General features: G+C 67.7%; 15 protein-coding genes and 1 pseudogene. 6 read left to right on the top strand and 10 right to left on the bottom strand.

Annotated features, from left to right (window positions below; all coding sequences use genetic code 11):
* The coding region (tnpB, locus tag KY389_RS11875; RefSeq protein ID WP_219831190.1) for an IS66 family insertion sequence element accessory protein TnpB at positions 1-279 on the top strand (279 nt) is incomplete at its 5' end.
* Between the two features lie 131 nt (positions 280-410).
* On the top strand, positions 411-758 hold the full coding sequence (locus KY389_RS11880; protein WP_219831192.1) for a hypothetical protein: 348 nt from the start codon (positions 411-413) through the stop codon (positions 756-758).
* Positions 759-873: 115 nt separating this feature from the next.
* Here the strand turns inward: KY389_RS11880 and KY389_RS15670 are convergent, their stop codons facing one another.
* Genes KY389_RS15670 through KY389_RS11925 form a run of 9 tightly spaced genes read right to left on the bottom strand, consistent with a single transcriptional unit; the run spans position 874 to position 10,077 of the window.
* The gene (locus KY389_RS15670; protein WP_219831193.1) at positions 874-3,093 is read right to left on the bottom strand and encodes an ATP-dependent nuclease; all 2,220 of its coding nucleotides are present in this window, start codon (positions 3,091-3,093) and stop codon (positions 874-876) included.
* Between the two features lie 21 nt (positions 3,094-3,114).
* Positions 3,115-4,860 carry a complex I subunit 5 family protein gene (locus KY389_RS11890; protein ID WP_219831195.1) on the bottom strand — a complete coding sequence of 582 codons (1,746 nt, stop codon included), beginning with the start codon at positions 4,858-4,860 and terminating at the stop codon, positions 3,115-3,117.
* A gap of 3 nt (positions 4,861-4,863) precedes the next feature.
* Entirely contained in the window at positions 4,864-6,345 is a 1,482-nt protein-coding gene (locus KY389_RS11895; protein WP_219831197.1) for a complex I subunit 5 family protein, read from the bottom strand.
* Positions 6,342-7,796: a complex I subunit 5 family protein gene (locus KY389_RS11900; RefSeq protein WP_219831199.1), complete on the bottom strand. Its 1,455-nt coding sequence runs from the start codon at positions 7,794-7,796 to the stop codon at positions 6,342-6,344. Before KY389_RS11900 ends, KY389_RS11895 begins: the two co-directional genes overlap by 4 nt.
* The gene (locus tag KY389_RS11905; RefSeq protein WP_219831201.1) at positions 7,783-8,076 is read right to left on the bottom strand and encodes an NADH-quinone oxidoreductase subunit K; all 294 of its coding nucleotides are present in this window, start codon (positions 8,074-8,076) and stop codon (positions 7,783-7,785) included. Before KY389_RS11905 ends, KY389_RS11900 begins: the two co-directional genes overlap by 14 nt.
* Complete coding sequence (gene mbhE / locus KY389_RS11910) at positions 8,066-9,034, bottom strand: hydrogen gas-evolving membrane-bound hydrogenase subunit E (RefSeq protein WP_219831203.1); 969 nt, start codon at positions 9,032-9,034, stop codon at positions 8,066-8,068. The genes KY389_RS11905 and mbhE overlap by 11 nt, the downstream gene beginning before the upstream one ends.
* On the bottom strand, positions 9,027-9,320 hold the full coding sequence (locus KY389_RS11915; protein ID WP_219831205.1) for a cation:proton antiporter: 294 nt from the start codon (positions 9,318-9,320) through the stop codon (positions 9,027-9,029). Before KY389_RS11915 ends, mbhE begins: the two co-directional genes overlap by 8 nt.
* Complete coding sequence (locus KY389_RS11920; RefSeq protein WP_219831207.1) at positions 9,317-9,580, bottom strand: MrpF/PhaF family protein; 264 nt, start codon at positions 9,578-9,580, stop codon at positions 9,317-9,319. Before KY389_RS11920 ends, KY389_RS11915 begins: the two co-directional genes overlap by 4 nt.
* Positions 9,577-10,077, bottom strand: a complete 501-nt coding sequence (locus KY389_RS11925; protein ID WP_219831209.1) for a Na+/H+ antiporter subunit E — start codon at positions 10,075-10,077, stop codon at positions 9,577-9,579. Before KY389_RS11925 ends, KY389_RS11920 begins: the two co-directional genes overlap by 4 nt.
* A gap of 359 nt (positions 10,078-10,436) precedes the next feature.
* Between KY389_RS11925 and KY389_RS11930 the strand changes: the two genes are divergently transcribed.
* Positions 10,437-10,805 carry a hypothetical protein gene (locus KY389_RS11930; protein ID WP_219831211.1) on the top strand — a complete coding sequence of 123 codons (369 nt, stop codon included), beginning with the start codon at positions 10,437-10,439 and terminating at the stop codon, positions 10,803-10,805.
* 69 nt (positions 10,806-10,874) lie between these two features.
* On the opposite strand, the gene KY389_RS11935 is transcribed toward KY389_RS11930, so the two are convergent.
* Positions 10,875-11,870, bottom strand: a complete 996-nt coding sequence (locus tag KY389_RS11935) for a DUF2333 family protein (RefSeq protein WP_219831213.1) — start codon at positions 11,868-11,870, stop codon at positions 10,875-10,877.
* Positions 11,871-12,084: 214 nt separating this feature from the next.
* Here KY389_RS11935 and KY389_RS11940 point away from each other — a divergent pair, with 214 nt between their 5' ends.
* The 3 genes and pseudogenes from KY389_RS11940 to KY389_RS15450 form a co-directional block, all read left to right on the top strand.
* Positions 12,085-12,585 (top strand): sigma-70 family RNA polymerase sigma factor, encoded by a 501-nt coding sequence (locus tag KY389_RS11940; protein ID WP_219831216.1) that lies wholly within the window; start codon positions 12,085-12,087, stop codon positions 12,583-12,585.
* Complete coding sequence (locus tag KY389_RS11945; protein WP_219831218.1) at positions 12,582-13,394, top strand: anti-sigma factor family protein; 813 nt, start codon at positions 12,582-12,584, stop codon at positions 13,392-13,394. Before KY389_RS11940 ends, KY389_RS11945 begins: the two co-directional genes overlap by 4 nt.
* 188 nt (positions 13,395-13,582) lie before the next feature.
* Positions 13,583-13,742, top strand: a pseudogene (locus KY389_RS15450) (IS5/IS1182 family transposase); the annotation flags it as partial.
* Positions 13,743-13,761: the final 19 nt, after the last annotated feature.

The following is a 13,761-nucleotide window of genomic DNA, read 5'->3' on the forward strand; positions in this document are numbered from 1 at the left end:
CCGGTGGACCTCCGCAAGGGGATCGACGGCCTTGCGCTGGCCGTGCAGGAGATGGTCGGGCTGGACCCGTTCTGCGGCGCGGTCTTCGTGTCCCGTGCGAAGCGGGCCGACCGGATCAAGCTGCTGGTCTGGGGCCAGACCGGGATGGTGCTCGTTCACAAATGCCTGGAGGGGGCCGCGTTCGTCTGGTCCCCGATACGCCTGCCGCCGCTGTTCGCAGGCCGTGGCGCAGGTCCATCCCCGGCGAACAAAAAAAGCAGTCGGCGCGAAATCGTTTGAGCTCAGAGGATTAACCGGGCGGTGCGGCGCGTATGTCGGATACGAACCCCGAATCCGGCCGGGGCAGCGGCAGCGCCCCACCGCAATGCCGACAGGATCCGGCCTCCAACGCCAAAGGAAAGGAAAGACTGATGAAAGCTGTCCCGAAACCCAACCTCGCCGGAGCCATCGCCTCGTTCGGGGCGGTGCTGATCGTGATCAGCCCGTGGGTGTCCAGCCTCTATGGCGGTGGCGCGCGTCTGGCCTTTGTGCTGGGGCTGGCGGGCGTCCTGGTGGCGGCCAAGGCGCTCTTGCGTCCCTCGGCTGTCGATTCCCTGCTGATGATCGGCGCCGGAGGAGTGGCCGCCCTGTTCGCGGTCATCACGGGCGGCGCCGCGATGTGGCTGCTGCTGCCGGGCGCAGCGGCGATCCTGGGCGCAGGGCTGTGGCTGCGCGCCGCTGATCGGTCCAGCGGGGGGAATACGCTTGGCACGTCCTGACAGGCCCGATGCCCCCGTTACAAAGGCCGCCCTCCGGGGCGGCCTTCTTCATGTCAGGAATGCCCTTTGAAAGAGCCTGCGGGCGAAAACCCGCAGGCATGGCTCAGGGACAGGCTCAGCCCTCCTGAAGCCGGGTCATCAGGTCCAGCCACGGCTCAAGCAGCGGCTGCGTCTCATCGCTGGCCGCGCCGTCCAGCAAATGTGTCCGCAGCCTCTCGGCCAGCCTGAGGCGCCAGTCGGGGGCCAAGGTAATGCCCTCGTCGCGCGCCCATTCCAGAACCTGCGGCATGAAGGGCCGCGACTGGATCAGCACGTCCGAGAACATGCGCTCGGGGCGGCGCTCGATCCGGTCCAACAGGGCAGCCAGCCGCGCCTTGGGCAGCAGATCCTCGATCGTCTCGACCTCGCGGCCGGAAATGTCGTCAAGCCGCACCAGCCGCTTGGCGTCGGCGACGGCCATCGCGGCTGCCAGTTCGGCGCCTGCCGTTGTGCCGTCCACGACCAGGCTGGGAGGGCGCGCGTCGGCTCCGCCCAGCATTCGGGCCAGAACCGGCATGACGCCCAGCCCACAGACCGGTGCAAAGATCAGGTCGCGCCGCGGCCGGAACCGTCCCGAAGCAATGCAGAGCGTGCGGATCAGCGACAGATAGGTCTGTTCGACCTGTCCCTGCACCAGCACCGGCTGCGCGCCCCCAAGCGTGGCCTCGGCCACCGCAAGGTTCAGCGCCGCGCGCACCACAAAGGCCGCCCCGCGCTGACTGTCGCGCCCCTCGCCCTCCAGCAGGTCGCTGCTGGCGCGGGTAGAGCCGTCGCGGTCCACATAGACCTTGCGCGCCCGCGCCAGCCTGTCCGCGTCGATGAGAAACGGCGAATGCGTCGTGTAGATGATCTGGTTGCGTTCGGCCAAGGCCTCGAAAAAGGCCGACAGGTCGCGCTGCGCCAGAGGGTGCAGCGAATGGCCCGGCTCGTCCAGCAGCAGAACGCAGTTTTCGTGCCGACCACGCGCCTCGTGCAGAAAGACCAGAAAGAAGCTGAGAAACCACTGAAGCCCGGTGGAGCGGTGCTCCAGCTCGACCTCTTGCGGGCGGCGGCTGTCCGAGACCCATATACGGAAATGATTTCCATCTGCCTCGAACCGGAAGCGGTAATCACCCTGCAGCCACCATTCGCCAAAGCGCTCGGTCAGCTTGGTTCCCGCCGATTGCAGCAGGATCGAACGCGTGCGTTTGGCCTCGGCGATCCTGGCCAGCAGGTCGGCATCGGGGGCATCGTTCTCGCCCCTGGCCCGCTGCCACAGCGTGCGGATCCGCGCCTTGTGACCCTCTTCGGCGATCTGGCGGCGTTCGGCATCCTCGCGCAGGTCGCGAAAATCGCGGCCCAGTTCCAGGATCTCGGAGGCCTGAAGCCCGACGAAGTCGAACAGCACCCGCAGCGTGCGCGCCTTGGCGGCCTCCTTCGCGCCCAGATCGGCGCGGCCCATGTTCTCGACGACATGGGGCAGATAGATCTCGCTGTCGAGATTGCCGTAATTCGAATAATAGACGAAGCGCGGCAGATGGTCGATGATCCATTGCCGGACCTCATCGCGGCTGGCCGGGTCGGGTGACATCATCGCCGCCATCTGCTGGCCAAGCGTCTTCTGCAAGGCGCGCAGATGAGGGATGACCAGGCTGCTCGCCGGCGGCATGGCCGGGATCAGCGCGCCCACCGCGTTGCGCGCAAGGCGCAAATCATTGCCTGTGACGCGGGCAGGGCCGTCGATCTCGGTCAGCAGACGACCGACAAGTTCCAGCGCCTCGGCGCGCAGATCGGTGCCGGCGGGGACGGCTTTCAGCGCCTTCAGCGTGTCGCGCAGGGCCTCGACGGCAAGGCGCAGCGCCTTGCCCTCGTCCCGGATGGCGGCGGGCAGGGCGGCCTGATAGCTCCCGTCATAACAGCGCGAGACGCTGACACGGCGGGCCTGTTCAACGGAAACGCCCGCCAGCGCGGCCAAGGTCTCGGCCTGTGTGCCAGTATCGAATTCCGCCGTGACAAAGGGGAATTGCCCCGGCGCCGCCCGGATCGCGGCGAAAAGGGTCTTGGGGTAATCCGAGGTCGGTTGAAGCTCGCCCCCGCTGGCCGGGTTCAGCTTCCACAGGGGGAGCAGCAGGTTGGTCTTGCCGGATTCATTCACGCCGATCAGGGCCGTGACGTGATCCGCCGAAAGCCATCCGGAATCCGTGACCGAGCGGAAGTTGCTGACCCGGTATCGCAGCAGCGTCAAGCCCTTGGATTCGGTTCGTGCCGACTGGTCCGTCATGGCTTCCTGCCGGGGGAAGTTGCTTTCATGGCGCATGTTCTCCTGCCTTTCGTGATGTCAGAGGTTTCCTTCGGTTACGGCACCCGATGTGCCGGGCGAATCGGGGATCACGCTGGCGCGCGGCTCCGAAGCCAGATGAAGCGCCATGACCAGCGCAATGAGGACGAGGATCGCGGTTTGGGCCAGCCGCCATTCGAGGGTCCGCGCGGCGATCTGGCGGGGCACCTGCACCGACAGGCGGCGCAGCGCGCGCTGCCGGACCGCCACCACGCGCGTCAGCCGGGCGCGCGCGGCGCGGAAGGGTGCCAGAAGCTGCGCGGCAAAGACTGCCGGCCCGATCCGCCGCGCATGAGCGTCCAGCCCCGCGCCAAGCGCGATGGCCAGCCCCGCCGCCACGGGCCAGAGCGGCCCGGTGCCGGCTTGGGCAAGGGGCGCGCCGGCCGAACCGGCCAGCCAGGGCCAGAGGGCGGGCAGCATGACCGCGCCTAGGGCCAGCCCGAGGAAGGGCAGGGCGATGGCCTCGGGCGCCACGGCCTGCGGTGCGGGCGGCGACTGGCGGGCCAGCAGGAACAGGTGGCGCGCCATCAGCAGCGTCGTCGCGATCCCCGACAGTGTCAGCGCCACCACCAGCCAAGGAAGCCACACGGCCGAGCCTGCGGCCAGTGCGGTCTTCAGCGTCTCTTTTCCCAGGGCGCCCGAGGTGGCGGGCAGGCCCGCCAGCACCAGCGCGGGCAGGGCCAGCGCCACCAGCATCAGCCAGCGCCCCCTGCCGTCCGGCTGCGCGGCAACCGCGCCCACGCCAAGGAACAGCGCCCCCTTGGCCAGCGCATGATGCGCCGCCAGAAAGACCAGCGCCGGCAGGATCGCGGGCCAGGCCTCGGGCGCCAGCAGGCCCGCACCGAGGCCGAGCGCGATGATTCCCATCTGGCTGACGCTGGAATAGCCCAGAACCGCCTTGGGATTGGTCTGCTGGACGCCAAGAAGCAGCGCGGCGAAGATCGTGACCAGCCCCGCCGACATGACCAAGGGCCCCAGATCGTCGAAAGCGGTCACGCCAAGGGGCAGCGTGGCGATCATTCCAAACAGCCCCGCCTTGATCATCGCGCCCGACAGGACGGCGCTGGCCGGGACCGGCGCTGCGCCATGGGCTGGCGGCAGCCAGAAATGCAGCGGCACCAGCCCCAGCTTGACCCCGAACCCGGCCAACAGCAGCAACGCGGCCAGCCCGTCCGGTGCGGATGCGCGCAGGTCGGACAGAAGCAGCGATCCGGCCTGCGCCGCCGTCAGGGCCAGCCCCGCGAACAGCGCCAGCTCGCCCGCGATGACAAAGCCGATGTAGAGGCGCGCAGCCGATCGCGCCTTGTCGCTCCGCTCGTGCAGGACCAGCCCATAGGACGAAAAGCTCATCAACGCGAAGAAGGCGTAGAAGCTGGCGGCGTCGCGGGCAAGGATCAGGCCCAGATTGCCCGTCATCGCCATCAGGAAGCAGATGCCGAAGGCCGCCGCGCGCGGATCGTCGCGCATCCAGTGCCGCGCGGCGGAGCCGGCCGCGATCCACAGGACTGCCGTGAAAGCCAGAAACAGCCGCGAGACGGAGTCGAGGCCAAGTTCTGTTCCCAGGATCAGCCAGTCGCTCCGCAGGACCGGCGCGGAATCGGGCGCGGTCATCAGGGCCAGTGCCAGCGCGGGCATGGGGGCCAGCGGCACCAGCCGCCAGGCCGCCGCGCGCAGGGCGGGCGAGGCAAGAGCCACGGTCAGCAGGCCGGGCAGGATCAGGACAAGGGCAAGCGACAGGCCGGTCATGCGTTACTCCCGGTATTCCAGTTCGACGATGAAGCGGGTCCATTCCAGCGGGCTGAAGGGCGCATTGGCCATCAGCCCCGCCGCCAGCACCAGCGCCGCCGTCACCAGGGGCGGCGCGGCCAGCATCCAGCCGATGCGCGGGCGCGGGGCTTCGGCTTCGGGCGCATCGCGGAACCAGGCGCGGTGCAGCATGGGCAGGAAATAGAGCGCGTTCAGCAGGCTCGATCCCAGAAGCAGCGGGATCACCCAGTCCTGCCCGACGGCCAGACCGCCCTGCGCCAGATACCACTTGCTGACGAACCCCGCCAAGGGCGGCAGGCCGATCATGGCCAGCGCCGCCAGCGAGAAGGCCAGCATCGTGCCCGGCAGGGCGCGCCCGACCCCGTCCATCTGGCTGACGCGCTTGACGCCCAGGGCCTCGGCCAGGTTTCCGGCGGCCATGAACATGGTGATCTTCATCAGGCCCTGATGGATCAGATGCGCCAGCGCCCCCACCGCCGCCACCGGCCCGGCCAGCGCCACGCCAAGCGTGATGTAGCTGACCTGGCTGACGGTGGAATAGGCCAGCCGCTTCTTGATGTCGTCCTGCGTCATCGCCCGGACCGAGCCGTAGAGGATCGTCACCGCCGCCAGCGCGGCCAGAGGCATGGTCAGGCCGAGCTCGCGGACGGTTTCGATCCCGAAAACCTCGAAGACGACGCGGATGATGCCGAAGGCTCCGGCCTTGACCACAGCGACCGCGTGCAACAGCGCCGAGACAGGGGCGGGGGCGACCATGGCGATGGGCAGCCAGCGATGCAGCGGCACCAGCGCCGCCTTGACCCCGAGCGCCAGGATCAGGACCACGAACAGCGCCTGCGCTGCAAGGGGCTGGGCGGCTGCCACGTCCGCCATGATCCCGCCCGCCACGAAATCGGTCGTGCCCGCCAGAACCCACAGGCCAAGCGTGCCCAGAAGCAGCACCAGACCACCGGCCAGCGTGTAGATCAGGTAGATCCGCCCCGCCCGCAGCGCCTCGGCCGTGCCGCGATGGATGACCAGCGGATAGGTCGCCAGCGTCAGCAGCTCGTAGAAGACAAGGAAGGTGAACAGGTTGCCCGCCAACGCGACGCCCACGGTCGCGCCGACGCACAGGCTGAAGAAGCCGAAGAACCGCGCGCGGTGCGGCCCGCGCTCGAGATACCCGACCGAGTAGATGGTGGTGATCAGCCACAGGACAGCCGACAGCGCGATGAACAGGATCGCCAGCGGATCGGCCTGCAGGCGGAATTCCAACCCCGGCAGGATCGCGAAGGACAGGCCGTGGCGAGCGCCCTGGCCGACCTCCAGCGCCAGCCAGCCGACCAGCGCGACCTTGATCGTCGCCATGGTCAGGTTGATTGCCGTGCGCAACCGCGCCGCGCTTTCGGGCAGCGCGAAGATGACCGGCGCCGCGCCGAGCGAGGTCAGCAGGATCAGGATCAGAAGGGTCGCGGATTCGGTCATGGCATGGCCCCCCCTGCGCCAAGGTCGATGAAGGCGATGATCGGTCCGGCGGCCAGACCCAGCAGCACCGCCGCGCTTGCCAGGATCAGCGGCGCGGCATCCGCCCCCGACCAGCCGTGATGTTCGGCCAGCGGCCCGCCCCGCACCCGGTCAAAGCGCAGAAAGCCCGCAAGCACCCGGCTGAAATAGGCGACCGAGAACAGCGTGCCGATCATGGTGATCGCCACCCAGTGCCAGTAACCGGCCATCATCGCGCCCTCCATCAGCTGCCACTTGCCGATGAAGCCAAGGCTGGGCGGCAGGCCGATCAGGCTGATCGCGGCCAGCGCGAAGGTGACCTGCGCCAGGGTCGGGCGGATCGGACTGCGGTCCAGATCGCGGATGCGGTCATGGCCGATCTCGTCCTTGATGCGCCCGGCGGCCAGGAACATCGCGGCCTTGGCGATCCCGTGGGCCAGGATCAGCAGCGCGGCGGCTTTCCAGCTGTCCGAGAGGCCCCGTTCCCCCGCCCGTGCCAGCGCGACGAAGATCAGACCGATCTGCGCGACGGTGGACCAGGCGACGAGCAGTTTCAGCCGCTCGGCCCGCAGCGCCTGGATGCCGCCCCAGATGACGGCGCCCGCACCCATCAGGCCGATCAGGGTCAGGATGTCCTCGGTCAGGGCGGGCATGTAGCCGGCCAGCCGCAGCACGATGTAAAGCGCCCCCTTGACCACCAGCCCCGACAGCAGCGCGCTGGCGGGGGCGGCGGCATTGGCATGGGCGGCAGGCAGCCAGACATGCAGCGGAAACAGCGCCGTCTTGAGCGCAAGGCCCACGAACATCACCGCCAGCGCCGCCGTCATTGCGGCCGAAGGGGGCGCGGCAATAACGCCGGCAAAGTCCAGCCGGCCCAGTTGCAGATAGATCAGCCCGACGCCCAGCAGGAACAGCAATGCGCCCAGGATGCTGGCATAGACATAGTCCAGCCCCGCCCTCAGCGCCTCTCGCGTGCCGCCAAGGACGGTCAGGCCGACAGCGGCCAGGGCGATGATCTCGATCATCACATAGAGGTTGAAGAGGTCGGTCCCCAGATAGACCCCGTTCAGCCCGCTGAGCAGCAAGAGCCAGAGCGGCCAGAAATACTGGCGCTGGCGGGCGGTGCGATCGCCCGCAAAGGCGTCGATCGCGCTGACGCTGACCAGCAGGCCCACCATCCCGGTCAGGGCCAGCATCGCCACTGACAGCCCGTCTGCGCGCAGCTCGATCCCCAAAGGCGCGCCCCAACCGCCAAGCGGCACCGTCACCGCGCCAAGAGCGGCGACCTGATCGGCCATCATCAGCACGCAAAGTGTCGTCGCCGCGACGGTGGTCAAGCCCAGGCCTGCCGCCGCGCGCGGCAGGATGAAAGCCGCGACCGCGCCGAAAAGAGGCAGAATGATGGACAGGGTCAGCCAGTCAGGGCCGGTCATCAGCGTCCTCCAGATCATGCAAGCGGCGGATCAGGGCCAGCGCTGCGGCTGTTGCGCTGAGCATGACGACGATGCCGGTGATGACCAGCGCGTGCGGCATCGGATCGGGCGCAGCGGGCGGTTCGCGCCAGGCGCCCACGATCAGCACGAAGCCCGCCCCGACGGAACAGAGCTTCAGCCCCAAGAGCCGCCGCATCCGGTCCTGCAATGCGATGGCGCCCCACAGGCCGATGCCGAAGACGGCCAGGCCGGCCGCGCCGTAGATCAGGTCAGGGGTCATGGCGAAGATCTCCTTTCAGCGCGACCGGTTCGCGGCCGTGGAACAGGGCGGTCAGGGTGACGGCAATGGATATCGTCACCAGAGCTTCGATCAGCAGGATCAGCGTCTTGGCGTAGCTTGGCGGATATTCGAAACTGGCACGTCCTCCGCCGGCGACCAGCAGGGCCGTGGCAGCAAAGGCGACGGTGCCCAGAACGAACAGCAGTCGCGCCAACCCACGGTGATCGGGATGAGGCCGATAAAGGCCGGTCAGCAGCATCATCAGGCCGATCGCCGCCAGCATGGCCCCGCCCTGGAAGGCCCCGCCCGGCGCCTCGGCCCCGGCCCAAAGCACATAGACCCCGACCAGGGCGGCGGCAGGCAGGGTCAGCCGCGCGAACCCCTGCCATACCGGCCCAAGGGATGGTGCCGGCGCGGGACCGGCCCCGCGTTCGATTTGCCAGACGACGATGACAGCGCTCAGCAGCACCACGACCTCCATCAGGGTGTCATAGGCGCGGAAATTCAGCAGCACCGCCGTCACCGGATTTTCCACGCCGCTGAGAGGCATGGCCTCGGCCACGGCGATTTCCAGCCCCGTGACGCGCAGGGGCGAGCCGAGGATGGCGACGCCCAACCCCGCCATGACGGCCAGCGCCAGGCCCGCATTCAGCCAGGCGACGGCTCGTGGCACCGGGCGTTGGGCCACGGCGCCCGGTTGCCAGCCGGCCATGCCGCGCGCGCGCAGGTGATGCAGCGTCTTCAACAGCAGCGCGCCCGTCAGGCCCGTGCCGATGGCGGCTTCGGCCAGCGCAACATCCGGCGCGGCCAGCCGCACCCAGGCCAGAGCCGACAGCAGGCCGAAGACGACGAACAGCACGATCATCGCGAATGCGTCCCGCACCAGCAGGGCCGCAGCCGCGATCGCCACCACCGCCAGTGCCAGCAGCAGGTCAAACAAAAGCAGTGCGTCAGACATCGCGGGCCTCGCTATTGCCGCGCCGCGCATGGCGGGCGATCAGATGACCGCAAGTGGCGCCCGACAGGGCGGCAAAGGCACAGATCAGCGCGATGCGCGCGACATCGCCCGCAGACCCGGCCAGCAGCGCCGCGCCCAGCCCGATCAGCGTCAGGCCCAGCCCGTCGGCCTTGGTCAGCGCGTGAAGCTGGCAATGAAGGTCCGGAAAGCGCAGCAGACCGATTGTTCCGGCCAGAAAGAACAGCGTTCCCGCGCCGATCAGCACCATGGAGATGATTGCCGTCATCGCCCGGCCTCCTGGTTCGACAGCGCGACGAAGGCGACCAGTGCGACCGCGGCCAGGATGGCAAAGACCATCGCCACGTCCAGAAAGGCCGACTGGCCGGTCATACCCCATAGAACGAGAAGAATCGCGACAGCGGTCGTGCCCAGAAGCTGCCCGGCCATCAGCCGCGCTTCGGGGGCGGGGCCGCGGATCACGCGCACCAGACCTGCCAGCAGGCTGACCAGAAGCACAAGGACAACAAGGCCGAGATAGATATTCATGCCGCCACCTCGCCTTCCGGGAGGTGGGCGGTGAAGATCGCCGCGATCCGTGACTCCAGATCGGCAAGCGCGCGGTCGTGATCAAGCCGATTATCCAGAACGTGGATGACAAGCCGCTCGCCCTCGATCTCGGCGCTGAGCGTGCCGGGCAGAAGCGTGACCGCATTGGCAAGAACAATGCGGGGTGCGCCCTCGGGCAAGAAGGTGCGCCAAGACCGGAAGCCGGGCCGCAGCGGCATCCGCGGCGACATGGCGCGTAGCGCGACATCGACCGCGCCACGCACGGCCTGAACGGCGAACCACAGCGCAAAAAACAGTGTTGGCACCGGGGACAGCCGCCAGCGGCGTGAAGGCGGCATCGCCAGCAGAAGCCCTGCGGCGATGGCCAGCGCGGGCAGGCCGAAGACCCAGGCATCCAGCCGCCAATCCGTCAGCATCGACCAGATCAGCGCCAACAGGACAATGGGCAGGATCAGCCTGCGCAGGCGAATGCGCAACCCGGTCCGCTCAACCGGCCCGAACGGAGGCGACGGCTGAAGCGCGTGCGATCGCGTCGTGGTGGTAATGGCTGTCCGAGCCGCATCAGCGGGGCTTGGCGAGTTCGTCACCCGTGTCCTCCTGTCGGTCGCAAGGTCTTTCGCTTCGGTGAGATGCAGCTTGGGCCATCGGCCGGTCTTGCCCCGGTCGATGTCGGCCCTCTGCTGCTTTCCCGCGACACATACGGCCATACGCGCGCTTTCATCCCGGCCCTTTGCAAAAATTGCCGCCCGGCCGGCCTGTCATGTCACGACCGCGTGAAGGACGGACGAGTTCGGCCGCCCGCGCGTAATCGGGATGCAACGCACAGGAGGACAGCATGACCCATACGACGACTGGTGAATTCGAGGCGACTGACCGCAAGCATGATCGCTGGAGCCTTGATCGGCTCGCGCTGATCTGGGGCCGACTGCGCTATCGGGACAGCGCCGCCTACGAGGCATGGCTGCGCGAGCGCGACAGCACGCTGATCATCGCAGCACTGCTGCGTCTTCAGGACCGCCAGCTCAAGCGGATCGGCATGACGCGCGCCACCCTGGCGTTGGATGTGCAGATGCTGATGCAGAATGTCGAGAACATGCAGAGGATAGGCCGCGAGGCGCTGGAAGTGGTGGGCGGCACCGATCTGGACGAAGTCGAGCCCGGCGAAGATGACGTGACCGCGCGCCTTCGCGTCGCCGCCGAATAGCGCGCTGGCGACATCGCCGCCCCAACCAGGTCAACCCGGACCCTCTGGTCCGGGTTTGCCTTTCCGGGATCAGCGTCCGGCGCGGATGACGCGGGCGACCTCGTCCAGTTGCAGGATGGCGCGCTTGAGGTAGAAGCCCTGGATTTGCAGGTGATTGGCGATCAGGCTGTTCACGCCGCGACCGTTCAGCACGATCACCGGCCGCTGTTCGGCCGCGTGGCGCAGGCTGTCCAGCGACTGAGACCAGACTTTGCCCAGTCCCTGCGACTGGATCACCCGCTCGAAGTCGCGCCCCAGTTCGCGCAGCAGCAGATAGCTGGCATAGGCCATGCCCTTGTTGGCATAGAAGATGTCGTCGGACTGCGTGTTGATGACGAAATGCCCGGCGGCGATATGGGCGTCGATCAGCGCCGCCCGCGCGCCCAGTTCGTCAGCTATCTGCTCGACCGTAAACGCCAGAGCGTCGGCACGCGTCTCGAAGACGGCGGTGTTTCCGGCGATGCGCAGGTTGTAGCTGCGCAAGGCGCGGGCGGCAGCCTCGTATTGCACCTCGGCGGGCTGGACCGGCAGCAGCGACTGATTGAAGTCGAACAGCCAGACATCGGTCGGGAATTGCAGCAGACCGCTGGCGCGCTTCAGATCCTCGTCGATGGCCGAAGAGCCGCGCAGCCGTCCGATCTGGATCTCGAGTTGCAGGGTGAAGCGGCCGATCGCGCGCATCATTCCACGTTGGAAATTGGCCATGTTGTCATGCATCGCCGTCGGAAAGAATGGCGGGTCATTCGGCGCCCAACGGTTTGTCTGCACCTCGCGCAGGATCAGTGCCTCGGCCATGTTCACGGCATGGCTGCCCCCCGCGACAGGCGAAGGGGGCATGAAGTTCACATCCGCATCGACCGTGTTGAGAAGGCTGCCGATCACACCATAGTATATTGTCCCGATCAGCAGAACTGCCAGCGCCAGACGGCGAAGCGCGACGCGCGGCCCCGAAGCAAGGAACCGCCGCAGCAATCCTTGCCGGGGCGGCCGGACCGTCGCCTTGTCTGTGCTGCGGGCCTTGTCCATGAGTCTCTCCTGCTGTCCGGGTGGCTTGCCGCGATGTGGTCGCCTCTGCTCACATACGCATGGTGAGGGGGAATCATCCGCGCCCTTCTCATCGCCGGATTCCGAAAAAATGCGTCGGCCGGGGATGAAGGGCGCGGGTGGAGCGTAAGTGTGGGGTGGCAGCGGTTCAAACGGAGATGACGGGGTGGGGATCGGGTCCGAACTGAACAGACACGTGAAGAGCCTGCGGCGCTATGCGCTGGTGTTGACACGCGACGCGGCCGCGGCCGACGATCTGGTGCAAGAGACGTTGACCCGCGCCATCGCGCGGGCGGATACCTGGCAGCCGGGCAGCGATCTCAGGCCATGGCTCTTTCGCATCATGCACAACGCCCATGTCAGCGATCTGCGCCGTGCCCGAACCCGCAACGATGCTGCCCCCGACCTGCCCCGGCCCGTGACACCCGAGACGCAGCATGACCGCGTCGAGTTGCGCCAGGTGCTGGAGGCGCTGGACAGCCTGCCCGAGGCGCAGCGGACGCCTATTGTGCTGATCGCCCTGCGCGAGATGAGTTATGCCGAGGCCGCCCACGTGCTGGGTGTGCCACTTGGCACCTTCATGTCACGGCTTGGCCGCGGCCGCGAGGCTCTCAGGCGGCTGGTGGGTGGGCGGTGCGCCTCGGCGCGAAAGAACGGTCTGCCGTCTGGCAAGACCCGAAAGGAAGGACGACCTTGAGACAAGCAGAAAGAAAAATCTTCGATCCCGGCCAGGATGCCGAATTGCTGGCCTATGCCGACGGGATGCTGCCCCCAGACCGAATGCAGCATGTCACAGCAACCTTTGCCCGGGATCCCGAGGCACGCGAGGCCGTCGAGGCCTGGCGCAACCATGCCGCGGTGATCCGCGAGGCTGCCGCGCGCGCTGACGACCTGCCCGCGAACCTGGCCATCGCCGGGCTGGAGCGCCAGCTTGCGCGCCGGCTGCGCGTGCGACGGCTGCGCAGTCTGCTGACGGGCCCGCATCTGCGTAGCGCGGCGGCGGGCGTGATGATCTTCGCCGCGGGCTGGGGGGTGCACGCGCTGACCGACCAGCCCCCGATCGGCGCGCTGGGCTATCCCGCTCCGGTCGAACGCGCCTTGGGCGGGCATCTTGTCTATGCCGACAGCACCGCAGAAACGCGCCAGTTCGCCGCCGACGAGGTTGACCTGGCAGTCCGGCTGATCTCAGACGAATTCGAATATCGCTTCCGCGAGGCCGCGTTCGAATTGCCCGGCTACCGCATCGACGCGGTGCGCTACACCCGCTATGCATCCGGCCCGGCGGCGCTCTTCACCTATCGCGACGAGGCCGGTCGTCAGGCCACGCTTGCCGTCGAACGCCACCCCCCTGGCCTGCCCGATTACGATTTGAAGGTCGAGCCTGCTGCACCTGGTAGCATCGCCTACTGGACCGCTGACGCGCTGGATTACGTTGTCATCGCCTCTGTGGATGCGGAAGGGATGTTGCCTTTGATCGCCTCGATCCGCGATCAGGGCGCATGGTGATTGCGCGGCCTGACCGGCGGCGAGCAGGCACGGTCGGGGGATGAAGAGGGAGAAAAAGCCCTTCTGGTCGGCGGCTGATCTTGTCAACCCAGACGTTTCAGGCTGTGTTCCCAAAAGGGATCCGTTAATAGGGTCGCGAGTCATTCAAGACCGTGTCTGCGGGGGAAAGGGTCTTGGCACGCAACCTGATGTCGGTGGCCGAGTGGGCGTTTCTCGAACCCTTCATCGTGGCGGTGCGGCGGTCGATTGGTTGCAAGCCAAAGAACCATCGACTTGTCCTGTGTGGAATTTTCCAGGCAGGCCCGCACTGGGGCTCCACGGCACGACCTGGCCGAGGAGTTGGCAAGAGGTCGTTGACCTGCCCCCG

The sequence above is a fragment of the Paracoccus bogoriensis genome (genome assembly GCF_019431455.1).
GTDB lineage: Bacteria > Pseudomonadota > Alphaproteobacteria > Rhodobacterales > Rhodobacteraceae > Paracoccus > Paracoccus bogoriensis.

Coding starts and splice junctions, on each gene's coding strand:
- KY389_RS11895 (WP_219831197.1), bottom strand. CDS start 6,345: ATGACCGAATCCGCGACCCTTCTGATCCTGATCCTGCTGACCTCGCTC.
- KY389_RS11935 (WP_219831213.1), bottom strand. CDS start 11,870: ATGGACAAGGCCCGCAGCACAGACAAGGCGACGGTCCGGCCGCCCCGG.
- KY389_RS11905 (WP_219831201.1), bottom strand. CDS start 8,076: ATGACCCCTGACCTGATCTACGGCGCGGCCGGCCTGGCCGTCTTCGGC.
- mbhE (WP_219831203.1), bottom strand. CDS start 9,034: ATGTCTGACGCACTGCTTTTGTTTGACCTGCTGCTGGCACTGGCGGTG.
- KY389_RS11880 (WP_219831192.1), top strand. CDS start 411: ATGAAAGCTGTCCCGAAACCCAACCTCGCCGGAGCCATCGCCTCGTTC.
- KY389_RS11890 (WP_219831195.1), bottom strand. CDS start 4,860: ATGACCGGCCTGTCGCTTGCCCTTGTCCTGATCCTGCCCGGCCTGCTG.
- KY389_RS11915 (WP_219831205.1), bottom strand. CDS start 9,320: ATGACGGCAATCATCTCCATGGTGCTGATCGGCGCGGGAACGCTGTTC.
- KY389_RS11930 (WP_219831211.1), top strand. CDS start 10,437: ATGACCCATACGACGACTGGTGAATTCGAGGCGACTGACCGCAAGCAT.
- KY389_RS11900 (WP_219831199.1), bottom strand. CDS start 7,796: ATGACCGGCCCTGACTGGCTGACCCTGTCCATCATTCTGCCTCTTTTC.
- KY389_RS11920 (WP_219831207.1), bottom strand. CDS start 9,580: ATGAATATCTATCTCGGCCTTGTTGTCCTTGTGCTTCTGGTCAGCCTG.
- KY389_RS15670 (WP_219831193.1), bottom strand. CDS start 3,093: ATGCGCCATGAAAGCAACTTCCCCCGGCAGGAAGCCATGACGGACCAG.